We start from the raw sequence: 24,751 nt of genomic DNA, 5'->3' as shown, positions 1-24,751 counted from the left end.
GCGACGCCTCTCTGCGCCACCCGGCGGCGTGCCGGAGCGCCGACCGTCGGCCGACGGACCGCTCGGGCATGATGAGGAGGTGACCTTCCTCATCACGGGCGCCTCCGGCATGCTCGGCACCGACCTGCGCGCGGCCCTCGGCTCCCGCCCCAGCACCGCCCTCGGCCGCTCCGACCTCGACGTGACCGACCTCGACGCCGTGCGCGCCGCCGTCGCGGGACACGACGCCGTGGTGAACTGCGCCGCGTACACCTGCGTCGACGACGCCGAGACCGACGAGGAGGAGGCGCACCGCGTCAACGCCGTCGGAGCGCGCAACCTCGCCCTCGCCACCGCCGAGACGGGAGCCGCACTCGTGCAGGTCTCCACCGACTACGTCTTCGACGGCTCCGCGACGACCCCCTACTCCGAGGACCACCCCCGGAACCCGATCTCGGCCTACGGCCGCACGAAGGCCGAGGGCGAGCGCCTGGTGCTCGAGGCCAACCCGGACCGCGGGTACGTCGTCCGCACGGCCTGGCTCTACGGCGAGCACGGCGGCAACTTCGCTAAGACGATGGTGCGACTGGCGGGCGCGCACGAGACGCTGACCGTGGTCGACGACCAGCACGGCCAGCCCACCTGGACCGCCGACCTCGCCGCGCGCCTGATCGAGCTGGTCGACGCGGAGGCCCCGGCCGGCGTCTACCACGGCACCAGCTCCGGCGAGACGACCTGGCTCGGCTTCGCCCGTGCCGTCTTCGCCAAGGCGGGCCTGGATCCCGAGCGCCTGCGCCCGACCGACAGCGGCTCGTTCGTCCGCCCCGCTCCGCGTCCGGCCTACTCGGTCCTCGGACACGACGGCTGGAGCCGGGCGGGCCTGCCGCCGCTGCGCTCCTGGCAGGACGCGCTCGCCGCCGCACCCCTCGAGGCGGTGACCCCGTGACCACCACTCTCCGCGTCGTCGTCGACCAGATGCTCGCCCGCGTGCCCGGCGGCATCGGCCGCTACACCGAGGAGCTCACCCGCGAGCTGATCGCGACGGCTCCCCGCGACTGCGAGGTGGAGGCCGTCGTCTCCGCCCACCCGCCCGAGAAGGAGGAGGAGCTGCGCCTGCGCCTGCCCGGCCTCGCGCGCATCCACCGGCTGCCGCTCGGGCGCCGCGAGCTCTCGCGCGCCTGGCAGTACGGGATCGCCATCCCGGCCGGCGGCGGCATGATCCACGCCCCGAGCCTCTTCGCCCCGCTGCGCAGCCACGACGGGAGCGAGGGCGAGCAGATCGCCGTCACGATCCACGACACGGTGCCGTGGACGCATCCCGAGACCCTCACCCCGCACGGCGCGAAGTGGCACCGGGCGATGGCCAAGCGCGCCCGCAAGCACGCGGACGCCGTCGTCGTCCCCACTCACGCGGTCGCCCACCAGCTCTCCCAGCTGATGGACTTCGGCGATCGACTGCGCGTGATCGGCGGAGCCGTCGGCTCCGGCCTGGTCGTCCCGGAGGACGCCGACGAGCGCGCCACGGCGCTGGGCCTCCCCCCGGAGTACGTGCTGAGCGTCGGCACGCTGGAGCCGCGCAAGGGCCTGGTCTCGCTGATCGCGGCCTTCGGAGGAGCGTCCGCGCCGGCGATCCCGCTGCTCCTGGTCGGCCCGACCGGCTGGGGCGACCTCGACGTGGCCTCCGTCGCCGACGAGCAGGGCCTCGACGAGACGCGCGTGCGCGCCCTGGGAGTCCTCAGCGACGCCGACCTCGCCGTCGTCCTCTCCCGGGCCACCCTCTTCGTCTACCCGAGCATCGCCGAGGGCTTCGGCCTGCCCGTGCTCGAGGCGATGCACTTCGGAGTGCCGGTGGTGCACTCCGACGACCCCGCGCTGATGGAGGTCGCCGCGGACGCCGGCGTCGCCGTCGAGCGCGGCGACGCGAAGGACTACCCGGACCGCCTCGCCCTCGCCATGAGCAGCGTGCTCGCCGACACCGGGCTGCGCGAGCGGATGTCGGTGGCCGGCCGCGACCGCTCCCGCGCCTTCAGCTGGCGCGACTCCGCCGAGCGCGTCTGGGCGCTGCACGCCGACCTCTGAGGCGTGCGGCACCCGGCCGTCTACGGCGCGGAGTCGCCCGACAGTCCGGCGCTCACCAGCGAGTGCACGACGTCGTAGTCCGGGTCCTCCGGGTCGACGGCCGGCGGGACCAGCTCGATCGGATCCACCGGCTGCGACTTCGTCTTGAGCCCCAGCTGCACGAAGTAGCCGAGCATCCCCTGCGGGACGTCCGTCTTGATGACCTGGGACCCGGCGGACGCGACGTCCTGGAACTTGGCGAGGACGTTGCCCGGCTCGAACTGGGCGAGCAGCGCCTCCTGCACCTGCCGCTGGCGCGCCATCCGGTCGTAGTCGCTCGTGGTGTAGCGAGACCGGGCGTAGGCGAGGGCCTGCTCGCCGTTGAAGTGCCAGTGCCCGGGATCGATCCACTGGTTGACGCCCTGCATCACGCCGTCGGAGTCGGGCAGCCCGCCCAGGGGCAGCGGCTCGTCGGCCACGTAGTCGATGTCGATGCCGCCGAGCGCATCGATCAGCTGGGCGAAGCCCTCCATGTCGATCAGCGCGTAGTACTGGATCCTCAGATCGAGGATGCCCTCGACCGCGTCGCGCATCGCCTCGATGCCGGGCTCGCTGCCGTGGTCGACGGCGTCGGGGTAGAGCTCCGGGTGCTTCAGCTCGACCTCGGTGTAGACCGAGTTGAGCTTGCAGACGTCGACGGCGCAGTTGTCGGTGTCGTAGCCGTCGGGGTAGAGCTCGTGCATCGGGCTGGTCTCGGGGAACGGGAAGTCGACGAACTCGCGCGAGACGCCGATGATCGAGGCCTTGCCGCTCGACGCGTCGATGCTGACCACCGAGATGCTGTCGGGGCGCAGACCGTCGCGGTCCTCTCCCGCGTCGCCGCCGAGGAGCATCACGTTGTAGCGGCCGTCGATCGGCTGCTCGATCGCTCCACCGCCGAAGATCGACGACAGCGTCCCCCGGGTCACGCCGAGCAGGTAGGTGCCGTAGGCGGTGGTGCCGACCGAGACCGCCATCAGCGCGATCGTCGCGAACGCGAGCACTCCGCGCATCCGCGGGCGCACCCGGACGACGCGGATCAGGCGGAGGGTGTCGAGCGTCAGCACGGCCCAGACCACCCCGTAGACGACGAGCGCGGCCTGGAGCGCGAGCATCGAGAGGTCGAAGGTCGCGAGCGTGTAGAGGCCGGTCGGGAAGACGAAGTAGAGGAGCACCGCGACCAGGAGGGCGACCCAGAGCCCGAGGGTGAAGCCGAGCCCCAGGCGCCCGAGCCGGCGGTTGCCCGCCAGGACCTGAGCGGACCCGGGCACCAGCAGGTTGACGATCAGCAGCCACCACGCCCGCCGCGTCATGAAGGCGCGGGAGGCGACGTCCGGGTGCCGCAGCGGCAGGGCGACGGCCGTCACAGGCCCGCCACCAGGGCGTCGTTCTTCGCGGCGACCTGCACCTCGAGGTCGGCGGCGAAGGCGTCGAGCGCTGCGGAGAGGGCGTCGTCCGCGGTCGCGAGGATCTTCACCGCGAGCAGTCCGGCGTTCCGCGCTCCGCCGATGGAGACGGTGGCGACGGGGACGCCCGCGGGCATCTGCACGATCGAGAGGAGGGAGTCGAGCCCGTCGAGTCGGGCGAGCGGGACCGGCACTCCGACGACGGGGAGCGAGGTCACGGCGGCGAGCATGCCGGGGAGGTGGGCGGCTCCGCCCGCCCCGGCGATGACGACCTTCAGGCCGCGGCCGCGGGCCTCGCGTCCGTACGCGATCATCGCCTCCGGGGTGCGGTGCGCGGAGACGACGCGGACCTCGTGCGCCACGCCGAACTCGGCGAGGACGGCGGACGCCGCCTGCATGACGGACCAGTCCGAGTCCGAGCCCATCACGACGCCGACGAGCGGCGCGGGCCCGTTCACGAGCGCGTCCGCGCTCACGAGAGGGCTCCGGCAGGGGTCGGGGAGGTCGGCAGGCTCGTCACGGCGACCATCGTACGGGTCAGTCCGTGAGAACGGCCGCCGCCGCGCGAGCCTCGTAGACCACGAGGTCGAGGTCGTCGCCGGTGGCGTTCACGTGCCCGACCTTGCGGCCCGGTCGCGGCTCCTTGCCGTAGTTGTGCACCTTCACACCCGGGTGATCGGCGAGCACCCGCGGGTAGCGGTCGGTCAGCGACTCCCCCACCGGGCCGCCGAGCACATTGACCATCACGGTCCACGGGTCGCGGCAGCCCGTCGCGCCGAGCGGCAGGTCGAGGACCGCGCGCAGGTGCTGCTCGAACTGCGACGTGGTCGATCCGTCCATCGTCCAGTGGCCGCTGTTGTGCGGGCGCATGGCCAGCTCGTTGACCAGGATCCGGTCGTCCGTCGTCTCGAACAGCTCGACGGCCAGGACGCCGGTGACCTCCAGGCTGTCGGCGATCGTCTGCGCGATCTCGGCCGCGGCGGCTGCGAGCCGGCCGGCGGACGCGGGGGCCGGAGCGATCACCTCGGCGCAGACGCCGTCGCGCTGCACGGACTCCACCACCGGCCAGAGGATGCTCTCGCCGGAGGGGCGCCGAGCGACGAGCTGCGCGAGCTCGCGGCGGAAGCCCACCAGCTCCTCGACCAGGAGCGAGCCGCCCCGGCCGTCCTCGGCGAGGGCGGTGAACCAGTCGTCCGCCTCGTGGGCGCCGCGCACCACGCGAACGCCCTTGCCGTCGTAGCCGCCGCGCGCGGTCTTCACCACGGCGCTGCCGCCGTGCTCGGCCAGGAACTCCCCCAGCTCCTCGGCGGAGGAGACCTCGGCCCACTCGGGCACGGGCACGCCGAGCTCGGTCAGGCGGCGCCGCATCATCAGCTTGTCCTGGGCGAACAGCAGGGCGTCGGGCCCGGGGTGCACGGCGACGCCGCGGGCGACGAGCTCGCGGAGGATCGGCTGGGGAACGTGCTCGTGGTCGAACGTGACCACGTCCACGGTCTCGGCGAAGGCGAGCACGGTCGCCTCGTCGCGGTGGTCGCCGACCCGTGTCGCGGCCAGGCCCGCCGGGGCGCCCTCGCTCTCGGCGAGCACGGCGATCTCGATGCCGAGCTCCACCGCCGCGGGGATCATCATCCGGGCGAGCTGGCCGCCCCCGATCACGCCGACGCGCATGGCGCTCCTCCGTCTCCGCCCGCTGGCGCGGGGCGGCTCCATGCTACCGAGGCCCCGACGCGCTCACGCGGGCGGCGGCCACTCCGGCTCGAGAGCGGGAGCCGCGCCGATCGCCTCCTGCAGCAGGTCGGCCGTGAGCTCCGGATCCGGCAGGTCCCGCAGCACGAACACCTCGGCTCCCGCCTGCAGGATCCGGACGTCCCCGCACCGGGCGAGGCGCTGGCCGAGGGAGCGCTCGACCACGACCTCCATCCTCCGATCGAAGACCACCTCGGCCCGCCGGATCGACGCCACGCCCCGGCGCGCGCTGAGGCCGGAGGCGGTGACGCGGTAGCGCACGCTCGCCCAGCCCGCGATCCCGGGAGCGCAGAGGAGAAGCACCAGAAGTGCGGTGCCGAGCCCGATGATCCAGCGCTGCAGGGCGAGCTCGAACTGCGCGGCGAAGTAGAAGCCCGTCCAGGTGAGCAGGAGGAGACCGACGACCGGTGCGACCGCCCGGCGGGCGCGCGGGGTCAGCCGCGCCAGCTCGCGGTCGGCGGGGTCGGTCCTGGCCATCAGGAGCGCAGATGCGTGACGTCGCCGGCCGTGAACGAGCGCAGCGCGCCGCCCTGCTCGAGCAGGAGGGAGCCGTCCGGGGCGAGTGCGGCGGCGGTCCCCTCCTCCTGCGTGCCGTCGGGCAACTCGAGCCGGACGCGCGTTCCGAGGGTGCCGCAGGAGGCGCGAACGGCGGCGGCCGCTCCGGAGGCCTCGGCGTCGCCCTGGGCGAGCAGCGGAGCCAGCAGCCCCTGGAATCCGGTCAGGAACGCGGCGAGCACCTCGTCGGCGCTCGTCGTCCGTGCTCCGGCGAGGGCGAGCGAGGTGGCGGTCGGGACCGGCAGCTCCGCCTCCGTCAGCAGCAGGTTCACACCGGTGCCGACGACGACCCGTCCGTCCGGCAGGCGCTCGGCGAGGACCCCCGCGACCTTCCGGCCGTCGATCAGGACGTCGTTGGGCCACTTGACGGCGACGTCCCCGTCGACGAGGGGTGCGAGGGCCCGGGCGAGAGCGGCGCCGGCCACGAGCGGCAGCCAGCCGGAGGCCTCGGCGCCGAGGGCGGAGGCGTCGACCAGAGTCGAGGCCGCGAGGGTGCGGCCCGCGGGCGCCTGCCAGACGCGCCCCAGCCGGCCGCGCCCGGCTCGCTGGTCGCCGGTGGCGACGACGGAGAGGTGCGGCCACGCGGCGGGGTCGGCGGCCGCCCGCTCGCGGAGCTCGTCGTTCGTCGACCCCGCCGACTCGAGCGCGAGGACGCGGGGGGAGACGGCGGAGGAGAGCGGGAGGAGCATGCCGCCACGGTAGCGGCGGCTCCCGCGAGGCCGCTCCGAGCGCCGCGCGCGACGGCCCGCCCTTGTCCGGATCCTCCCGTCGGGAGCGGCCCTCCCTGTGCGAGTGCGACAAGAGGAGGCGTCCGCCCCGCCGGTAGGGTGAGCGGGTGACCGCGAACACCGAACGTCCCGCGCCCGATCTGTACACGACCGCGGGGAAGATCGCGGACCTCAGGAACCGCTACCACGAGGCCGTCACGGCCAGTGGCGAGGCGGCGATCGAGAAGCAGCACGCCAAGGGCAAGATGACCGCACGGGAGCGGATCCACACCCTCCTCGACCCGGGCTCGTTCGTCGAGCTGGACGAGTTCGTGCGCCACCGCACCCACGCCTTCGGCATGGAGAAGAAGCGCCCCTACGGCGACGCCGTCGTCACCGGGACCGGCACCATCCACGGCCGCCAGGTCGCCGTGTACTCGCAGGACTTCACGATCTTCGGCGGCTCGCTCGGCGAGGTGGCCGGCGAGAAGATCATCAAGGTGATGGACCTCGCCCTGAAGACCGGCGTCCCGATCATCGGCATCCTCGACTCCGGCGGAGCACGGATCCAGGAGGGCGTGGTCGCCCTCGGCAAATACGGCGAGATCTTCCGCCGCAACACCGCGGCGAGCGGCGTGATCCCCCAGATCTCGATCATCTGCGGCCCGGCCGCGGGAGGCGCGGTCTACTCCCCCGCCCTGACCGACTTCGTGATCATGGTCGACAAGACCAGCCAGATGTTCGTCACCGGGCCCGACGTGATCAAGACCGTCACCGGCGAGGACGTCGGCATGGAGGAGCTCGGCGGTGCTCTGACCCACAACAAGATCTCGGGCGTCTCGCACTACCTCGCGAGCGACGAGAACGACGCGCTCGACTACGCGCGGACGCTCCTCTCCTTCCTCCCGGACAACAACCTGTCGCCTGTCCCCGTCTTCGAGACCGAGGTCGACCTCGAGACGACCGACGCGGACCGCTTCCTCGACACGGTCATCCCGGACAGCCCGAACCAGCCGTACGACATGCGCGGCGTCATCGAGCACATCGTCGACGAGGGCGACTTCCTCGAGGTGCAGCCGCTGTTCGCGCCGAACATCGTGATCGGCTTCGGCCGCGTCGAGGGCCGCTCCGTCGGCATCATCGCGAACCAGCCGAGCGCCATGGCGGGCACGCTGAACATCGAGGCGGGCGAGAAGGCGTCCCGCTTCGTCCGCTTCTGCGACGCGTTCTCGCTGCCGATCCTGACCCTGGTCGACGTCCCGGGCTACCTGCCCGGCACCGACCAGGAGTGGACCGGCGTCATCCGCCGCGGCGCGAAGCTGCTCTACGCCTACGCCGAGGCGACCGTGCCGCTGGTCACGGTCATCCTGCGCAAGGCGTACGGCGGCGCGTACATCGTGATGGGGTCCAAGCAGCTGGGAGCCGACATCAACCTCGCGTGGCCGACCGCCGAGATCGCCGTCATGGGCGGCCAGGGCGCGGTGAACATCCTCTACCGCAACGAGATCCGCAAGGCGGAGGAGGCCGGCGAGGACGTCGCAGCTGTCCGGACGCGCCTGGCGAACGAGTACACCTACAACGTCGCGAGCCCGTTCCTCGCGGCCGAGCGCGGCGAGCTCGACGGCGTGATCGAGCCCTCGGCGACGCGTGTCTCCGTCATCAAGGCGCTGCGTGCGCTACGCACCAAGCGCGCCAACCTGCCCGCGAAGAAGCACGGCAACATCCCGCTCTGACCCGGCTCGCTCGGACGCCGCGGCAGGAGACGGGAGACCGTCCGTGCCGCGGCGTTCCGCTGCGCCCACCTCCTCACGGGGCGGAGGGGCGGAACGATCAGTCGGAGGAGCCGGGGCCGGTCCGTCGGGCAGCGGACTCCGCGGGAGCATCGGGTCGCACGACGGGAGCGGCCGGCTCCGCGGCCGGAGCACCCGGCTCCCCTGTCGCGGAATCGGGCTCCGCTTCCCGGGCATCCGCCTTCGCCGCCGGAGCACCCGCCTTCACCGCAGGACCGTCCGGCTCGGCTGCCGGAGCACCCGCCTTCACCGCCGGAGCGCCTGCCTTCGCGGCCGGAGCATCCGGCTTCGCCGCGGGCGCCTCGGACGGCTTCTCCTCCGGCTTCGCCCCGACCACCCGCGCGAACGCCAGCGCCTGCGCGGCGGAGAGGTCCGGCAGGTAGGCGCGACCCAGCGCGGCTCCGATCCGAGGCAGCTGCAGCGCGTCGGGGTAGGTCATCCAGAGGCCCGCGTAGCGCGGGTGGAACTTGGCCTTGAAGCGGAACAGCGACGTGAAGCCGTAGGCCGGCTCGAGCGTCCGCGAGAGGAACTCGAGCAGGCGCGAGAGGACCGTCGGCTCCGGAGGCTCCTCCCCCTCCTCGACCGGTGCGGTGGCGAGCGGTGCGCCCGAGAGCGAGAGGAACTCGGTACCCTCCTCCTTGACGCGCAGCGCCGCGGAGGCGATGAGGAACTCCATGATGCCGGGCATCGAGTCGTCGGAGCGGCGCATGAAGTCGAGGGTCCAGCCGACCACGCGACCCTCCCTGTGCACGGGCAGCCAGCTCGTCACTCCCTGCAGCACGCCGTCCGGTCCGACCGCGAGCAGGAGGGCGACGTCGGGATCGCGGACCTCGTCGATGCCACCGAGGGTGAAGCCCATCTCGGGCAGCGCCTTCTCGGCGACCCAGCGCTCCGACAGGTCGACGATCTGGTTGGCCATGCCGAGGGAGAGCTCGGGCCAGCTGGTCCACTGCGCCTCGATGCCCAGCTTGATGCCGCGCGTGAGCGGGTAGCGCACCTTCTGCCACCGCTTGCCGGTGAGCTCGAAGGAGGAGAGCTCGATGATCGTCTCCTCGCCGACCGAGAGGCGCGACCAGCCGAGCCGGTCGAAGACGGGGAGCAGCTCGTCGTGGATGCTGTAGAACACGGGCGTCCAGCTGCGCTCGTCGCAGAACCGCACGAACTCGGCCACGACGTCCTCCCGCCGCTCGGGAGCGCAGGCGGGGTCGGAGAGGGTGATCGCCACGCCGCCGATCACCCGGTAGGCGACTCCGCCGGTCCCGTCGGCCGAGATCCAGTGCGCGTTGCCCTCCCAGGTCCCCTGGTGGCCGAGGCTGCCGGCGCCGTGCAGGGACAGGAGCGCGCGGTACCGCGCCTCGTCGCCGCGGTTCCGCTGCACGTCGGTGGCCCGGAGCAGAGCGACCACCGCCACGACGACCACGAGCCAGAACACCGGGCCGACCCACTCGAAGACGATCCGCGCAACGGGCTCCCGCGGCACGGCGAGCAGTCCGGCGCCGCCGAGGAAGCTCACCGGGACGAAGCGCAGCAGCCCGTCCAGGAGGAGCCTCCCGAGGCCCAGGAGCGGCTCGAAGCTCGTGCGCACGCCGGCCGAGAGCGCCAGGTAGCCGCCGAGGGACACGACGAAGGCGATGGCGACGACCCGCGTCCAGAGCCTCGCGGCGGCACGGGGCGCGCGGATGCGGAAGTGCCTCCTCCCGATCACGAGCATCGCCACGACGGCCAGCGGCACCAGCACCGTCGTCGCCACCCAGAGCAGGTACTCGGCGTAGTACAGGAACTCGGGGTGACGGGCGGCGCGCTGGAGGGAGAAGACCTCCAGGATCGCGATCGCGATGTTCACCCCGACCGCCAGCAGCAGGCCCAGGCGGCGCCCGGAGCGCAGGCCGTAGGCGGCGACGAGCAGGAGGAGGAGCGGGACGAACGTCAGCAGGATCGGCCCGGGGGCGACCAGGCTCAGCTTCACGTGGTGCGCGCAGTGCCGGAGGGCGCGGCTGCACGGGTCCTCGAGGTTCGTCGTCCCCGTGAAGGCGCTCTGCAGCAGTCGGCCGAGGAACGAGAACGGACCGTAGCCCGAGTCCGAGAGGACGGCGACGAGCGGACCGATCGCGGTGACGACGACGACCGCCGCCAGCAGCCCCCGGGACTCGCGGTGCGAGCTCGGCGCCGGACGCTGCGGACGCAGCCCTGCCGCTCCCCGCGCGAGCACCGCGCCGAGCACGAGCCCCGCGCCGCCCGCGAGGAGCCGGTACGCGTCGGCGGAGTCGCCCGCGTAGAGAACGAACATCAGCACGACGGCGAAGACGGTCACCCGGAGGCGGCGACGCCACAGAGCGCCCATGAAGGCGGTCGAGGCGATGAGGGCGCCGACCGCGCCGATCAGCGGGTCGAAGGTGTGGTCGCCGACGGTGTCGCCCGCCCACCACTCCCCGACGAGAGCGCCGATCGACTGCACGGAGGACCCGACGACGATCCCGACGGCGCCGGTCACGAGGAAGGCGAGGAGGGTGCGGGCCGAGCCGAGGCGGCGCTCCGCGGCGAGGAGCATCGGGAGCACCAGCACGACGTCCAGGAGCAGCTGCAGCGGGTCCGCCGCGATCAGGAGGGCGGTCACCGCCGTCCACGGACGGCCGTCGAGGGTCGTCATCGGGCCCGCCGCCCACCAGGCCGTCGTCTCGGCTCCTGCGGGGGCGACGAGCGTCCCCGTGATCGCGCTCGCGGCCAGGAGGACCAGGACGACCGAGACGGCCGCAGGCGACCTCCGGACCAGCAGACGCAGGGGGCGCAGCGCCGCGGCACCGCTCCTCGGGAACCACGTCGGCATGCGGGGACGCTCCTGTTCGCAACGGACGGACGACGCTCCGGCGGCATCCGGCGTCAGCATAGCCATGCCCCGCCGACCGGCGCCGTGAACGGCATGCGATAGCGTCACGGGATGACCGCCTCCGACTCCGCACCCGCCGTCGTCATCTCCACCTCCGGCCTCGACGCCGCGGAGATCGCCGCCGTCACGGCCGTCGTCACCGCACTGACCTCTCGCACCGAGGCCGAGCCGGAGACCCCGCAGGAGCTCAGCGGGGGCTGGAACGACCGCGCCGCGGCGGTCCGCGGGCCGCTGCGGCCGGCACCGGGAGCATGGCGCTCCTTCTCCGGCTGAGCGGACTCGCAGACGCAGCCCGTCGGGGAACGAGCGATCCGCGACGCGGAACGTGAAATTTGTCCCCCGATTAGTCCCCTAAAGTGCTGACTATGCGCCTCCTGGCGGAGCGAGCACACTAGTGGACGTACGGTGCTCCTCCTTCGGAAGGGGCACCGCCAATCACTCGCCGACCAGGGTAAGCAGGCGGGTGTGTTGGGGGCGAGTGAGGGTAATATTCGGGTTGTTACCCTCACTCGGGGTTTGACGGCGGGCCGGGCCCCCTCTTCGGAGGAGTGGACGGCCCGCCGCACTCCGTTAACGGGCTTTCGTCCTGACGCGCTCTGCGCTCAACGGGCTCTGCCCATGACGGCTCTGCTCACGCTCGTGCCGCGCCGACGATCGGTCCGCGCCGAGAGACCGGGTGCGCCAGGACCTGAGCCGTGCTGAGAGCCGGAGCGTACCGACCGCGGCACCGATCCGACATCCGCACGCCCTCCGGGGCGGGTCGCCGCCGGTCGCTGCGCAGGCGGACGGCCGCGCCGTCCCGCGCGCGCTCCGCCGCTCAGACGTCCCGTCCGCCGACGCCGTCGCGCCGGATCTCGACCCAGGCGTCGACCTCGTCCCCCGCGTCGTCGGAGCCGAGGGCGCCCGCGCTGCCGTCGCCGGCCGTCCGCAGGCCCACCACTGTGACCGCCGAGGCCGAGTCGGCCGACGCGGTGCGCACCACCACGCGGTCGACCTCCTCGCGGATCCCGCTCAGAGCCTGGGCGAGCTCCTCCAGCACCCGTCGGCTCTCGCCCTCGGAGGTGCGGTCGAGGCCGCCGTCGTCGAGCACCGACACGGTCACCCCCCGCCGCCGCGCGTCAAGCACGAGACGCCGCACCTCGTCGTCCAGCAGCCGCCGGCCGCGGATCTCATCGCGCACGGCCGCCTCGAGCAGCCGGCACTCGCGCCGCTCCTCGTCGGTGAGGCCCGGTCCCGGCTCGGCGATGCGCAGCAGCATGTCGGCGGCGAGGGCACGGGTCTGCTCCAGCCGGACCTCGCGCTCCGTGAGGTGCGCCTCCTCCGCGGCCCGCCACGACGCGGCCGCGCGCTCGGCCGCCTCGAGCACGCGCGCCTCGGAGCCCGCGCGCCCGAGCTCGACGATGAGCAGCTGCGCGATCGCGACCCAGGCGATCCCCCCGACGACGCCGAGAGTGGCCAGCGCGGCCGGGCCGGCCCAGAACACGGTGTGCACGATCAGGAAGCCGACGCCGACCCAGGCGCAGGCCGCGCGCCGGCGGGCGCACACGATCGTCATGAGGGTGCCGACCGCGGCGATGTACCAGGTGGAGTAGCCGTTGGAGGCGCCCGGATCGAGCGACGGCGCGACCAGCAGCGGCAGAGCGACGGCGACCGCGGTCATCCCGACCGCGACGGGCAGGGCGAGCCGGGTCGTCGCTCCGGGCCAGAGGGCGACGACGGTCGCCGCGACGTACAGCGCGACCGCGACGAGGTCTGCCGGCGTGGCCGGGGAGATGCGGAAGGAGAAGAAGGCGAGCACCACGTGGTACAGCGAGAAGCCGGCGCCGAGCGCCTGGAGCAGGGGGCGCGGGTAGGCGATCACGGCCCTCCTCCCGCGTCCGCCCGCCAGGAGAGGACGACTCGGGTGCCCTCGCCCGGAGTCGAGTCGACCCGCGCCGATCCCCGCGCGTTGTGCACCCGCTCGAGGATGGAGAGCCGGATGCCCAGCCGCTCGCGCGGGACGTCGGCGAGCCGGAAGCCGCGGCCGTCGTCCTCCACCACGACCTCCACCGCGCCGTCGCCCAGCAGCCCGTGCACGGCGCGGTGGACGCTGCCGCTCGGACCCGCGTGCTGGACGCTGTTGGCGAGCGCCTGCCAGACCGCGCCGAGCAGCGCCTCGGCCACCGGGCGCGGCAGCGTCGTCGCGCGCGGATCCACTCCATCGGCCGTCGCGACTGCGATCTCGGTCCCGAAGGTGGACGCCGCGTGGGCGAGCTGGCGCTGCAGGAGCTCGAGCGGGACCAGCCCCTCGGGCGGCTCCGGCTCGTGGTCGGGCAGCAGCACGGCGAGGGTGCGCTGCGCCATCGAGGAGACCAGCGCGCGCTCGGCCGGCGACTCGGCTGAGGCGGCGGAGAGCAGCGTCGCGAGCACGTTGTCGTGCACCAGGGCGTCGACCTCGACCCGCTCCACCTCGCCGGCGTGCTGGCGCATCGCCGCCTCGTACTGCTCCATGGCCGTCGTCTGCGCACGGTCGATCTCGTCGGCCGACTGCCGGAGCACGGTGATCAGCACCAGCATCACGAAGCCGACGATGCCCACGTAGGCGGCGTCGAGGATCGCGCGGGTCGGCTCCGCCCCGCCGCCGGAGGGGAGGACGCGCAGCAGCCCGAACAGCATGGTCGTCACCGACACGTACGCGATCGCGATCCGGAGGGGAGCGGCGATCGTGCAGAAGGCGGTGCCGATGGTCAGCAGGTACCAGATCCACGGGGTCTCGCGGTCCGCGCCCCCGGTGGCGACGGCGGCCGGCCAGGTCAGGAGGGCGATGAGGACACCGACGGCGACCAGGACCGCCGTGATCCGCGTGCCCCGCCGCAGCACGGCGGTGACCACGGCGGCGGTGAGCGATCCGAAGACCAGCACCAGCACCGGCCAGGCCACCTCGGGGCGCAGGAGGGGCAGCTGCGCGAGGATCGGCGGGACGGTCTGCACGCCGAAGCCGAAGCCGAAGAACGACACGACCGTGCTGATGATCCGGTCGATGCGCTCGCGCCCGGCGTTGCGGCGGGCGATCGGCGCCTCAGCGCCCGCCATCGCCGTCGTCCGGGTCGATGCCCGGCAGGATGCCGTCCTCCACCGCGCGCCGCAGCAGATCGACCTTCGTCGGGGCGGGACGGCCGATCTCGACGTACTTGTCGCGGATCCGGTCGAGGTACTCCTTCGCCGTCGACACCGAGATCTGCAGCCGCTCGGCCACCAGCTTCAGCGGCAGCCCCGAGGCGTAGAGGTGCAGGACGTCGCGCTCGCGACGGCCGAGCACGGCCCGCGCGAAGTCGTCGTCGGCGTCGATGGCCGAGGCCCACTCCAGATTGTTGAGGACCTCGCCGCGGGCGACCGTGCGGATGGCGGCGACGACCGTCGACATGGGCGAGGACTTCGGGATGACGCCGGCCGCTCCCGCGGCGAGCGCCTCCCGCACGGCCACGACACGGTCCGCGATGCTGTGGACGAGGACGGCGGAGCCGCGCACCTGCCCCCACTTGACGTTGCTGGTGATGCTCGAGCCGTCGTTCAGGGACAGGTCGAGGACGAGCACCTCGATCTCCGCGCCGCCGATCGTGCTCTCGAGGGCCTGGACGGTCTCGGCGGCGGCGACCACCTGCATCCCCGCGCTCTCGACGGCGGCGGCCACGCCCAGGCGCACCGACTCGTGGTCGTCCACGATCGCCACGCGCACGCGCGGGGCCTCGGCTGCGTCGACGTGGGGCTCCATCCCGCCCATGGTACGCAGACGCGGGCCCGCGGTCAGTCCTCTCGGCGGACCAGTCGCGCAACGGCCTCCACGTGGGAGGTGTGCGGGAAGAGGTCGAAGCCCTCGAGGCGCTCCAGCTCGTAACCCGCCCCGGTCAGGGCGCCCACGTCGCGGGCGAGCGCGACCGGGTCGCAGGCGACGTAGACGAGCTGCGCCGGCCGCAGCTCCGCCAGAGCGTCGGTGACCGCTCGGCCGGCGCCCGAGCGCGGCGGGTCGAGGACCACGGTCGCCGCGCGCCACCGCGCCCGCTCGCGCGCATCGGCCTGGGCGACGACGTCGCGGAGGTAGCGGTCGACGCGGGCGGTCACCGCGCGGGCGCCGACCTGGTCGGCCAGGTTCTCGAGCGCGTGCTCGGTGGCGCGGGAGTCGCTCTCGACGCTGGTCACGCGCACTCCGGCGCCGAGGCGGTCGGCCAGCGCCGCGGCGAGCAGGCCCACCCCGCCGTAGAGGTCGTGGTTGGCGGCCGACGGGTCCGCCGCATCCGCGTCGACGGCGGCCTGCACGGCCTCGAAGAGCGCGGCGGCGGCTCCGCGGTGCACCTGCCAGAAGCCGGTGCGGTCGACCCGGAAGGTGCGGTCGGCGACGAACTCGCTCACCACCGTGCGGTCGCGGCGGGCGCGCTTGTCGGAGGGGTCGTGCACGAGCACCGCGGCCCCCTCGGATCCGGCCGCGTCGACGAGGTCGACCACCGAGCCGGGAGCGAGGCGCTCGCCGAGCGGTGCGGCCAGGGAGGAGTCGGCGGTCGCGAGGGGCAGCGACTCCACGGTGACGACGTGGTGGCTGCGTGCCGCGTAGGGGCCGACCCGTCCGTCGTCGTCGACGTGGAGGCGGTTCCGCGTGCGCCAGCCGAGGCCGCCGGACGCGTCGTCCCCGCCGATCGGCGAGACCTCCACCTCGACCTCGCGACGGGCGAAGCGGGAGAAGGAGTCGACGAGCACGAGGCGCTTCAGCTCGCGCTGGTAGGCCAGGTCGGCGTGGCCGAGCTCGGCGCCGCCGACGCGCTCCCCCGGGCGGCGGTCGAGGGCGGCCTCGGGCCAGACGTGCTCCACCCGGTGCTCGGACGCCTCGAGCACCTCGAGCGCCTCGGCACGCCAGAAGCTGTCGTGCCGGACCTCGCTGATCCGCGCCCGCACGCGCTCGCCGGGGAGGACGTCCGGGACGAAGACGACGCGGCCCTCGTGCCGGGCGACGAACACGCCGCCGTGGGCGACGTTGCTAATGTCGAGCTCGATCTCGGTCCCGAGTGCGTCGTCGGCCCCGTCGGGGCGGGCGGATGCTCGGGACGGGGTCTGTGCCATCCGTCGAGCATCCCACAGCGTGGGCCCGGCCGCAGGGAGCCCTCGTGCGCCTCTACCTCGCCTCCACCTCCCCCGCGCGCCTCGCGCTGCTGCGGGCCTCCGGGATCGAGCCCGTCGTCGTCCCCTCCGAGGTGGACGAGCCCGCGGCCGTCGCCCGGGCCGAGCAGGAGCGGGGCGCGGCACTGGACGCGGACGCCACCGTCTCGCTGCTCGCCCGCGCCAAGGCGCACGCCGTCCTGCGCCCGGACATCGACGGTCTGGTGCTCGGCGGCGACTCCGCGTTCGTCCTCGACGGGGTCGTCCACGGCAAGCCGCACGAGCCGGAGCGGGCCCGGGAGCGCTGGCGCGCCCAGCGCGGTCGCACCGGCCGCCTCCACTCCGGCCACTGGCTCGTCGACCACCGTGGCGGGAGGATCGTCGCCGAGGCCGGAGCGGTCACCTCCGCCGCCGTCACGTTCTCCGACGACATCGACGACGCCGAGATCGACGCCTACGTCGCCACCGGCGAGCCCCTCGAGGTGGCCGGCGCCTTCACCATCGACGGCCGCGGCGCCGGCTTCATCACCGCGATCGAGGGCGACCCCTCGACGGTGATCGGGATGTCGGTGCCGACCCTCCGCACGCTGGTGCGGAGCCTCGGCGTCGACTGGACCGCGCTCTGGAACCGCTGAGGCCCGTCCCGCCCTTGTGAGGAACCGACGAAGGCCCTCCGCTTCTTTGTGGTGAGCCGCGCCGGGCCGGGCGGAGCCGCCCCCTAGGGTTGGGGACCATGCCGAAGATTACGAAGGTGCTCGTCGCCAACCGGGGCGAGATCGCCGTCCGAGTCATCCGCGCCGCCCGCGACAGCGGGATCGCCTCCGTGGCCGTCTACGCCGACCAGGACCGCGACGCCGTGCACAGCCGCCTCGCCGACGAGGCCTACGCCCTCGGCGGGACGACCAGCGCCGAGACCTACCTCGTCATCGACAAGCTGCTCTCGGTGGCCCGCCGCTCCGGTGCCGACGCCGTGCACCCCGGCTACGGCTTCCTCGCCGAGAACGCCGACTTCGCCCGCGCCGTCATCGACGCCGGCCTGATCTGGATCGGCCCCGGCCCCGAGGCCATCGAGCGCCTCGGCGACAAGGTCTCGGCCCGCCACGTCGCCGAGAAGGTCGGCGCGCCGCTGGCCCCGGGAACCCTCAACCCCGTCTCCGGCGCCGCCGAGGTGCTCGAGTTCGTGGACCAGTACGGCCTCCCCGTCGCGATCAAGGCGGCCTTCGGCGGCGGCGGTCGCGGCCTCAAGGTCGCCCGCGAGCGCGGCGAGGTCGAGGAGCTGTTCGCCTCCGCCACGCGCGAGGCCGTCGCCGCCTTCGGCCGCGGCGAGTGCTTCGTCGAGAAGTACCTCGACCAGCCGCGCCACGTCGAGACCCAGTGCCTGGCCGACGCGCACGGCAACGTCGTCGTGGTCTCCACCCGCGACTGCTCCCTCCAGCGCCGCCACCAGAAGCTCGTCGAGGAGGCGCCCGCGCCGTTCCTGACGGATGCGCAGAACACCGAGCTCTACCGCGCCTCGAAGGCGATCCTGCAGGAGGTCGGCTACCTCGGCGCCGGGACCTGCGAGTTCCTGATCGGCAAGGACGGCACGGTGTCCTTCCTCGAGGTGAACACCCGCCTCCAGGTCGAGCACCCCGTGTCGGAGGAGATCACCGGCATCGACCTCGTGCGCGAGCAGTTCCGCCTCGCCGAGGGCGGCGTGCTCGACTACGACGACCCGGAGCCCCGCGGCCACTCCTTCGAGTTCCGCATCAACGGCGAGGACGCGGGCCGCGGCTTCCTCCCCGCTCCGGGCCCGGTGCACGTCTTCAAGGCCCCCGGCGGACCCGGCGTCCGCGTCGACTCCGGCGTCGTCGCCGGCGACGTGATCTCCGGCTCCTTCGACTCGCTCCTCGCGAAGCTGATCGTCACCGGCGACAGCCGCGAGCAGGCGCTGGAGCGCTCGCGCCGCGCCCTCGCCGAGTTCGAGGTCACCGGACTGCCGACCGTCCTCCCCTTCCACCGCGTGATCGTCGAGGACCCGGCCTTCGCCCCCGAGGGCGGCGTGCCCTTCACGATCTACACCCGCTGGATCGAGACCGAGTTCGAGAACACGATCCCGGCCTGGAGCGGCGAGCCCGGAGCGACCGACGAGCCGGCGGCCCGCCGGAACGTGGTCGTCGAGGTCGACGGGCGCCGCGTCGAGGTCACTCTCCCCGGCGACCTGGTCGGCTCGGGACCCGCCCGCGGGGCCGCTGCCGCCTCCCCGAAGCGCCGTGGCTCCTCCTCCGTCAGCACCGTCACGGGCGACTCCGTCGCCTCGCCCATGCAGGCCACCATCGTCAAGGTCGCCGTCGCCGAGGGCGACACGGTCGTCACCGGCGACCTGGTCGTCGTCCTCGAGGCGATGAAGATGGAGCAGCCGCTCACCGCCCACAAGGACGGCGTCGTGAAGGGCCTCGACGCGACGGCCGGAGCGACCGTCCCCGCGGGACACGTGCTCCTCCAGATCGTCTGAGCCCGTTCCGGGCCGCTCCCCGCGCGGCCCGGCGCGGTCGGCTCCTCGACGTGAGGGGTACCGCCGAGCGGGTCGCGTCGCGCTGCCGTCAATCGCTTCGCACGCGATTCCCGGTCGTGCGCTCTGCCGATGAAGGGCCGCACCCCGCGCGGCCCGGCGGAGTGGCGCGTCAGGTGACGATGTGCATGGCGCGCGCGGCGTCCGAGATCGAGCCGGTGAGGCTCGGGTAGACGGTGAAGGCCCGCGCGACCTGGTCGACGGTCAGGCGGTGCTCCACGGCGAGGGCGAGCGGGAAGATCAGCTCGCTCGCCTTCGGAGCGACGATGACGCCTCCGATGACGGTGCCGGAGCCGGTGCGCGCGAACAGCTTGACGAAGCCGTCGCGGATGCCCATCATCTTCGCCCGCGGGTTCGCGGCGAGCGGGAGCTTGTAGATCTCGCCCTGCGCGATGCCCTCCTCGATCTCGCGCTGGCTCCACCCGACGGTCGCGATCTCGGGCTGCGTGAAGATGTTCGCCGCGACGTTGCGCACCTCGGTCGGGTTCACGGCGTCGCCCATCGCGTGGAACACGCCGGTGCGGCCCTGCATGGCGGCGACGGAGGCGAGCGGGAGGAACGTGGTGCAGTCCCCGGCCGCGTAGATCGAGGGGACGCTGGTGCGGGCGACGCGGTTGACGCGGATGTGCCCCGACTCCGTCAGCTGCACCCCCGCGTCCTCGAGGCCGATGCCCGCCGTGTTCGGCACGGAGCCGACGGCCATCAGGCAGTGCGAGCCCTCGACGACACGTCCGTCCGAGAGCACGGCCTGCACGCCCTTCTCGGTCCGCTCGACGCGGTCGGCGCGCGACTTCGAGAGCACGACCATGCCGTTGCGCTTGAAGACGTTCTCGATCACGGCGGCCGCGTCGGCGTCCTCGCCGGGCAGCACCTGGTCGCGGGAGGAGATGAGGGTCACGCGGGCGCCGAGCGCACGGTAGGCGGAGGCGAACTCCGCGCCGGTCACGCCGGAGCCCACCACGATCAGGTGCTCGGGGACCGACTTGAGGTTGTAGAGCTGGGTCCAGCTGAGGATGCGCTCGCCGTCGGGTGCCGCGGTCGGGAGCACACGCGGGCTGGCGCCCACCGAGACCACGATCGTGTCCGCCTCGATGCGGTCGAAGTCCATGCCCTCGCCGCCGGCCGCCGTCGAGACGATCAGGGCGTTCGAGCCGTCCAGGCGCCCGTCCCCCTGGACGATGCGCACGCCGTGGTGCACCAGGTTCGCGCGCATGTCCTCGGACTGCTGGCGCGCGAGGCCGAGCAGGCGCTTGTTCACCGTCGCCAGGTTGACCGCCACGTCCGGGCGCACCGGCTTGTTCAGCTCCGAGCGGGTGAAGAACTGCACGCCCAGGTCGGCGGCCTCGCCGATGGCGTTGGTGGCCTCCGCTGTCGCGATGAGCGACTTCGACGGGACGACGTCGGTGATGACGGCCGAGCCGCCCACTCCGACCCGCTCGACCAGGGTGACCTCAGCGCCGAGCTGCGCTCCCGCGATGGCGGCTTCGTAGCCGCCCGGCCCCCCTCCGAGTACAGCGATCCTCTGCGCGCGCTCGAACTCGTAAGCCATGCTTCCCATTGTCCTCTCTCACTGAGTGTTCGCCCAATCGCGGGGTGTCGGATCGGCCGCGGGAGTCGCCCTCCGCCGCCGCGCAGCCCGTCGGTAGGGTGGGAGGATGTCCGACCAGACCCTGCACCCCCTCGACGCCCCCGACGCCGATCCCTTCGAGATCGCGGCCCGCGCGGCCGCTCAGATCGCCGAGGCGACAGGGGTCGAGAAGCACGACATCGCCCTCACCCTCGGCAGCGGCTGGGGCAAGGCCGCCGACGCGATCGGCGAGACGACCGCGACGGTGGAGGCCACCGAGATCCTCGGCTTCTCCAAGCCGGCCGTGCACGGGCACGGCGGCACCCTGCGCTCCGTCCTGCTCCCCACCGGCAGGCGCGCGCTGATCATCGGCGCCCGCACCCACTACTACGAGGGCTACGGCGTGCGCCGCGTCGCGCACAGCGTCCGCACCGCCGCCGCGACGGGCGCGACGGTGATGATCCTCACCAACGGCGCGGGCGGCATCAAGGAGCACTGGACGCCCGGGACCCCCGTGCTGATCAGCGACCACATCAACCTCACCGCCGACTCGCCGCTCGAGGGCGCGACGTTCGTCGACCTCACCGACCTCTACTCCTCGCGCCTGCGCGACCTCGCCCGGGGGACGCGTCCTGAGCTGGACGAGGGCGTGTACGTGCAGTTCCGCGGGCCGCACTACGAGAGCCCGGCCGAGGTGCAGATGGCGAGGATCATCGGCGGCCACATCGTCGGCATGTCGACCGCCCTCGAGGCCATCGCCGCGCGCGAGGCGGGCATGGAGGTGCTGGGCATGTCGCTCATCACGAACCTCGCCGCCGGCATCCAGAAGACCCCCCTCAGCCACGAGGAGGTGCTCGAGGCCGGCCGCGACGCCGAGGACGACCTCGCCCGCCTGCTCGCCGGGATCACGGGCGCCCTGTGAGCGCCGACGTCCGGGAGCTCGCCGAGGCCTGGCTCGCCCAGGACCCCGACCCGGAGACGCGGGAGGAGCTGGTCGGCCTGCTGACCGCCTCCGACTCGGGGGACGCCTCCGCCCGCGCCGAGCTCGAGGACCGCTTCGGCGCCCGCCTGGCGTTCGGCACCGCGGGCCTGCGCGGCGCCATCGCGGCGGGATCCAACCGGATGAACCGCGTGCTGGTCTCGCAGGCCGCCGTGGGCCTGGCCGACTTCCTGCTGGCGCAGGGCGTCCAGCGGCCCGTGGTCGTGATCGGCTACGACGGCCGGAAGAACTCGCGCGTCTTCGCCGAGGACTCCGCCGCGCTGATGGCGGGCGCCGGCGTGGACGCGGTGCTGCTGCCCCGGCTCCTGCCCACCCCCGTGCTGGCCTTCGCCGTGCGCCACCTCGGCGCCGACGCCGGAGTGATGGTCACGGCGAGCCACAACCCGCCGCAGGACAACGGCTACAAGGTGTACCTCGGCGGCGCCGACGAGGGCTCGCAGATCGTGCCGCCGGTCGACTCCGAGATCGCCGAGCGGATCCTCGCGGTCGCGCGGGACCGGCGCGTTCCGGAGCTGCCGCGCGGCGAGTACCGGCTCGCGGACGAGTCCGTGGTCGCCGCCTACATCGAGGCGACGGCAGCCGTCGGCCGCCAGTCCGCTCCGCTGCGCATCGTCTACACGGCGATGCACGGGGTCGGCTGGGAGACGGCGCACCGGGTGCTCTCCGCGGCGGGATTCGACGAGCCGGCCGTCGTGGTCGAGCAGATCGAGCCCGACGCGGCGTTCCCCACGGTCGCGTTCCCCAACCCGGAGGAGGCGGGCGCCCTCGACCTCGCATTCTCGACCGCGCGCTCCGGTCGCGCGCAGCTGATCGTGGCCAACGACCCGGACGCCGACCGCTTCGCCGCCGCCGTGCCCGACGCCTCCGCCCCGGAGGGCTTCCGGCGCCTCACCGGCAACGAGGTCGGAGCGCTGCTCGGCTGGCGCGCCGCCGAGCAGGTCCGCCGCGAGGGCCGCACCGGAGGAGCGCTCGCCTGCTCGATCGTGTCCTCCCCCGCCCTCGGTGCCGTGGCGGCCGACTACGGCCTCGACTTCGCCGAGACGCTCACGGGCTTCAAGTGGATCTCGCGCGTCCCCGACCTCGTCTTCGGCTACGAGGAGGCACTCGGCTACCTGGTGAACCCCGGGACGGTCCGCGACAAGGACGGCGTCTCGGCCGCGCTCGCCTTCCTCTCCCTCGCGAGCGCGCTCGCCGCCGAGGAGCGCACGATCGACGACGAGCTGGAGTCGTTCGCCGAGCGGTTCGGGCTCTTCGGATCGGAGCAGATCTCGCTCCGCGTCACCGACCTCTCCGAGATCGGCCGGATCATGGCCGGACTGCGCGCGACGCCTCCAACCGCGATCGGCGGGCTCGCCGTCGAGCGGAGCGAGGACCTGTTCGCCGAGGGCGGCGCGCTGCCCCCGACCGACGCGCTCCGCTTCTCCCTGGACGGTGCCCGTCTCATCGCGCGCCCGAGCGGCACGGAGCCGAAGGTCAAGCTCTACCTCGACGCCTGGTCGCACGACTCCGACGCCGACGCCCGCCGGTCGGCCGTCTCGTCCCGCCTCGCCGCCCTGCGCACCGGCGTCGCGGAGCTCCTCGCGTAGGTCCCCCTCCGGTCAGCGGGGCGCGCGGACACCGATCCGCTCGCCCCGCTTCCAGAGCCACTCCACCGGACCGAGCTCGAACCGGCGCAGCCACAGGTGCGCCGCGAGCACGACGACCGCCGCGATGAGCAGGAACGCTCCGACGGTCGCCGGGACGCGCCACTGCGCGGCGGTCACCGCCAGCCCGAGTCCCCAGCCGTAGAAGAGGGCGCCGCCGAGCAGGTTCTGCAGGAGGTAGGCGCTCAGGGCGACCCGGCCGACCTCCCGCGCCCGTCGTGCCGCCCAGCCCTCGGCGCCCCGGCGGAGGCAGGCCTCGGCGAGGGCCGCGAGCAGGCCGAGCCCGACCAGGGGCGCGACGAGGTAGCGCTCGGCGAGCAGACCGGCGGCGCTCCCCCCGATGCCCAGCGCGAGGTCGACGGGGAGGGCGAGGGCGCCGAGGACCATCAGGCGGCGGCGGAGTGACGCGCCCTCGGCGGCGAGGACCCCCGCCCGATGGAGGCGCGCGCCGAGGAGGAACATCGCGAGGCTGAGGAGCCCGATGAGCACCGGCTCCGCACGGAAGACGCCCGCGTTCTGCAGCCGGAAGAGGGCGAGGCCGAGGAACGACGCGTCCGCGTAGGGGCTCCGGCCGGCCGGCCCCTGCCCGGCACCGTCCGGGCTCGCCGCCACGAGCGCCACGAGCGCCGAGATCAGGACGACGTGCAGAGCGCCGCAGACGAGGATCACGCGGCGCTGCGTCGTCGGCCGGGTGAGCAGCAGCCAGGCGACGACCGCTCCGGTGACGGCGTATCCCATGAGGACGTCGAACTCCGCGATCAGCACGTAGTTGACCGCGCCATCCAGGAGGAGGAGCGTCGCGCGCCAGAGGTAGCGGCCCGGCCAGCGCGTCCCGCGCCGGACCGCGGAGGCGTGCTGGATCGCGAGGCCCACCCCGAAGGCGAGGGAGAGGAGGGCGAGGAACTTGCCCTGCGCCAGCGCCATCAGCAGGAGCTGCTCAGTCCCGGCGGAGGAGGAGGTCTCGGGCGTCACCGGAACGGAGAGCAGTCCGAGCATCCCCCAGGGGTGGGAGAAGATCCAGATGTTCGTGCCGAGGGTCCCGATGATCGCGACACCGCGGACGACGTCCAGGGTCGCGATGCGGCGGCCGGCTTCGGCACGGGGCGGCAATACGGTCGTATTGGTCATGTCCGAGAGCGTAGCCTGCTCGAGCAGTCGAACGAGAGGGACGCCATGCCGGATCGGCGCGAGAGCAGGAGCGACATCCTCTCGGCGGTCGTCGCCGTCCTCTCGACCCGCGGGGCGGAGCACCTCAGCATCCGCACCGTCGCGGCCGAGGCCGGCGTCTCGGTGGGGGCCGTCCAGCACCACTTCCCGACGAAGCAGGCGCTGCTGGCCGGCGCGATGGCCCGGGTCGAGGAGCGCTTCCGCGAGCGGATGCGGAGCCGCCTGGAGGCCGAATCCTCGGCCGAGGTGCGGCTGCGCGTCTTCTGCGACGAGATCGCGTGCGTCGCGGACGAGGACGTCCCCGATGCGATCGTGTGGACCGCCTTCGCCTCCCGCGCCGGCACCGATCCGGAGATCCGCGCGATCCACACCGCAGGCTGGTCGCGAACGGAGGACGTCGTCCTGGAGCTGCTGCGCGCCGCGCATCCCGCGGCGTCGTTCGGCGCCGACGACGCGGCGCTTCTCCTCGCAGTCCTCGACGGCATCGCGGTCTCCCGCGCGGCCGAGCGGCCCGCCCGCCTCTCCCCCGCCCGCG

General features: G+C 73.6%; 21 protein-coding genes. 9 read left to right on the top strand and 12 right to left on the bottom strand.

The genetic code is table 11. From position 1 onward, the window contains the following. Positions 1-79: 79 nt before the first annotated feature. Both rfbD and C5C71_RS00100 read left to right on the top strand, forming a co-directional pair. Positions 80-925 carry a dTDP-4-dehydrorhamnose reductase gene (rfbD, locus tag C5C71_RS00105; protein ID WP_104336893.1) on the top strand — a complete coding sequence of 282 codons (846 nt, stop codon included), beginning with the start codon at positions 80-82 and terminating at the stop codon, positions 923-925. After that, complete coding sequence (locus C5C71_RS00100; protein WP_244229467.1) at positions 922-2,058, top strand: glycosyltransferase family 1 protein; 1,137 nt, start codon at positions 922-924, stop codon at positions 2,056-2,058. Before rfbD ends, C5C71_RS00100 begins: the two co-directional genes overlap by 4 nt. Before the next feature lie 20 nt (positions 2,059-2,078). On the opposite strand, the gene C5C71_RS00095 is transcribed toward C5C71_RS00100, so the two are convergent. From C5C71_RS00095 to C5C71_RS00075, 5 genes are all read right to left on the bottom strand, one after another. Next, positions 2,079-3,443, bottom strand: coding sequence for an LCP family protein (locus tag C5C71_RS00095; protein ID WP_258062765.1), 1,365 nt, complete (start codon positions 3,441-3,443; stop codon positions 2,079-2,081). After that, on the bottom strand, positions 3,440-3,907 hold the full coding sequence (gene purE / locus C5C71_RS00090) for a 5-(carboxyamino)imidazole ribonucleotide mutase (protein ID WP_104249647.1): 468 nt from the start codon (positions 3,905-3,907) through the stop codon (positions 3,440-3,442). Before purE ends, C5C71_RS00095 begins: the two co-directional genes overlap by 4 nt. Before the next feature lie 112 nt (positions 3,908-4,019). Continuing rightward, on the bottom strand, positions 4,020-5,150 hold the full coding sequence (locus tag C5C71_RS00085; protein ID WP_104336892.1) for a 5-(carboxyamino)imidazole ribonucleotide synthase: 1,131 nt from the start codon (positions 5,148-5,150) through the stop codon (positions 4,020-4,022). Positions 5,151-5,213: 63 nt separating this feature from the next. Next, complete coding sequence (locus C5C71_RS00080; protein WP_104336891.1) at positions 5,214-5,705, bottom strand: PH domain-containing protein; 492 nt, start codon at positions 5,703-5,705, stop codon at positions 5,214-5,216. Then, positions 5,705-6,472: a biotin--[acetyl-CoA-carboxylase] ligase gene (locus tag C5C71_RS00075; protein ID WP_104336890.1), complete on the bottom strand. Its 768-nt coding sequence runs from the start codon at positions 6,470-6,472 to the stop codon at positions 5,705-5,707. Before C5C71_RS00075 ends, C5C71_RS00080 begins: the two co-directional genes overlap by 1 nt. A gap of 146 nt (positions 6,473-6,618) precedes the next feature. Here C5C71_RS00075 and C5C71_RS00070 point away from each other — a divergent pair, with 146 nt between their 5' ends. Continuing rightward, positions 6,619-8,223: an acyl-CoA carboxylase subunit beta gene (locus C5C71_RS00070; RefSeq protein WP_104336889.1), complete on the top strand. Its 1,605-nt coding sequence runs from the start codon at positions 6,619-6,621 to the stop codon at positions 8,221-8,223. 97 nt (positions 8,224-8,320) lie between these two features. Here C5C71_RS00070 and C5C71_RS00065 read toward each other — a convergent pair whose 3' ends face one another. After that, positions 8,321-11,104, bottom strand: coding sequence for a DUF2156 domain-containing protein (locus C5C71_RS00065; protein ID WP_181065609.1), 2,784 nt, complete (start codon positions 11,102-11,104; stop codon positions 8,321-8,323). A 111-nt stretch (positions 11,105-11,215) separates the two neighbouring features. Here C5C71_RS00065 and C5C71_RS00060 point away from each other — a divergent pair, with 111 nt between their 5' ends. Beyond that, a complete protein-coding gene (locus C5C71_RS00060) occupies positions 11,216-11,437 on the top strand; it encodes an acyl-CoA carboxylase subunit epsilon (RefSeq protein WP_104256322.1) in 222 nt (73 codons plus the stop codon). A 544-nt stretch (positions 11,438-11,981) separates the two neighbouring features. On the opposite strand, the gene C5C71_RS00055 is transcribed toward C5C71_RS00060, so the two are convergent. The 4 genes from C5C71_RS00055 to C5C71_RS00040 are packed head-to-tail and all read right to left on the bottom strand — an operon-like array spanning position 11,982 to position 16,252. Next, complete coding sequence (locus C5C71_RS00055) at positions 11,982-13,025, bottom strand: hypothetical protein (protein ID WP_104336887.1); 1,044 nt, start codon at positions 13,023-13,025, stop codon at positions 11,982-11,984. Beyond that, positions 13,022-14,236, bottom strand: a complete 1,215-nt coding sequence (locus C5C71_RS00050; RefSeq protein WP_104266833.1) for a sensor histidine kinase — start codon at positions 14,234-14,236, stop codon at positions 13,022-13,024. The genes C5C71_RS00055 and C5C71_RS00050 overlap by 4 nt, the downstream gene beginning before the upstream one ends. Continuing rightward, a complete protein-coding gene (locus C5C71_RS00045) occupies positions 14,223-14,924 on the bottom strand; it encodes a response regulator transcription factor (protein WP_104223169.1) in 702 nt (233 codons plus the stop codon). The genes C5C71_RS00050 and C5C71_RS00045 overlap by 14 nt, the downstream gene beginning before the upstream one ends. A 23-nt stretch (positions 14,925-14,947) precedes the next feature. Next, on the bottom strand, positions 14,948-16,252 hold the full coding sequence (locus C5C71_RS00040; protein ID WP_146080877.1) for a class I SAM-dependent RNA methyltransferase: 1,305 nt from the start codon (positions 16,250-16,252) through the stop codon (positions 14,948-14,950). Positions 16,253-16,296: 44 nt separating this feature from the next. Between C5C71_RS00040 and C5C71_RS00035 the strand changes: the two genes are divergently transcribed. Then, entirely contained in the window at positions 16,297-16,923 is a 627-nt protein-coding gene (locus C5C71_RS00035) for a nucleoside triphosphate pyrophosphatase (protein WP_181065608.1), read from the top strand. A gap of 98 nt (positions 16,924-17,021) precedes the next feature. Further along, entirely contained in the window at positions 17,022-18,782 is a 1,761-nt protein-coding gene (locus tag C5C71_RS00030; protein ID WP_104336886.1) for a biotin carboxylase N-terminal domain-containing protein, read from the top strand. A 169-nt stretch (positions 18,783-18,951) separates the two neighbouring features. Here the strand turns inward: C5C71_RS00030 and C5C71_RS00025 are convergent, their stop codons facing one another. Next, positions 18,952-20,388, bottom strand: a complete 1,437-nt coding sequence (locus C5C71_RS00025) for an NAD(P)H-quinone dehydrogenase (protein WP_104225458.1) — start codon at positions 20,386-20,388, stop codon at positions 18,952-18,954. Positions 20,389-20,494: 106 nt separating this feature from the next. Here C5C71_RS00025 and C5C71_RS00020 point away from each other — a divergent pair, with 106 nt between their 5' ends. Both C5C71_RS00020 and C5C71_RS00015 read left to right on the top strand, forming a co-directional pair. Beyond that, positions 20,495-21,328 (top strand): purine-nucleoside phosphorylase, encoded by an 834-nt coding sequence (locus C5C71_RS00020; RefSeq protein WP_104232831.1) that lies wholly within the window; start codon positions 20,495-20,497, stop codon positions 21,326-21,328. After that, positions 21,325-22,992, top strand: a complete 1,668-nt coding sequence (locus C5C71_RS00015) for a phospho-sugar mutase (RefSeq protein WP_104336885.1) — start codon at positions 21,325-21,327, stop codon at positions 22,990-22,992. The genes C5C71_RS00020 and C5C71_RS00015 overlap by 4 nt, the downstream gene beginning before the upstream one ends. Before the next feature lie 12 nt (positions 22,993-23,004). Here the strand turns inward: C5C71_RS00015 and C5C71_RS00010 are convergent, their stop codons facing one another. After that, positions 23,005-24,177: a DUF418 domain-containing protein gene (locus C5C71_RS00010; RefSeq protein ID WP_104336884.1), complete on the bottom strand. Its 1,173-nt coding sequence runs from the start codon at positions 24,175-24,177 to the stop codon at positions 23,005-23,007. A 45-nt stretch (positions 24,178-24,222) separates the two neighbouring features. Here C5C71_RS00010 and C5C71_RS00005 point away from each other — a divergent pair. Then, positions 24,223-24,751, top strand: a 529-nt coding sequence (locus C5C71_RS00005) for a TetR/AcrR family transcriptional regulator (RefSeq protein ID WP_104336883.1), incomplete at its 3' end; no start/stop codon positions are given.

The sequence above is a fragment of the Rathayibacter sp. AY1C1 genome, assembly GCF_002932105.1.
In the GTDB taxonomy this organism is placed as follows: Bacteria; Actinomycetota; Actinomycetes; order Actinomycetales; family Microbacteriaceae; genus Rathayibacter.
Note: the sequence above shows the minus strand (reverse complement) of the source record. Positions and strands in the feature narration are given on the sequence as shown.